A 493-nucleotide genomic window follows, 5' to 3' on the forward strand; every position below is an offset into this window, starting at 1 on the left:
GGGAACAAAGGTAAAAAAAGAGGGCGATTTTATAGTGGCTGGTTTTGGCGGGTCTATGCGTTACAATAACGGTCCCAATCAATATACCAATTCTGAAATGTTTTTTGAAATTTTAAAAATAATTCCAAGACTTCTTTGGAACCGCCTTGTGCATGGACGTTTTCTTGACGTGCTTTTAACTCACGCTCCGCCAAAAGGCATTCACGATAAAAATGACAAATGCCATAACGGGTTTAAGTCTTTTTTATGGTTTATGAAAGTATTTAAACCCAAATACCTTGTTCATGGTCATATTCATCTATATGATTTAAATGATATTCGCAGTACAAAATGGAATAACACAACAGTTGTAAACGCTTTTAGTCATTATATTATTGATTTGGGAGATAAAAATGGAAGTTGACGCAATAACACAGCAAACATATGCTGATTTTTCCCGCGCCAGGGGAAAAGCGATGTTGTCTCAGATACAGAATTTTTTAAATACAGATAG

1 protein-coding gene is annotated in these 493 nt (G+C 35.3%); it reads left to right on the forward strand.

What is annotated here, in order from left to right:
* A partial coding sequence (locus ACYVTD_RS15545; protein ID WP_461248604.1) for a metallophosphoesterase family protein occupies nt 1–403 on the forward strand: 403 nt, incomplete at its 5' end.
* Nucleotides 404–493: the final 90 nt, after the last annotated feature.

It is taken from the genome of Treponema sp. R6D11 (assembly GCF_054786075.1).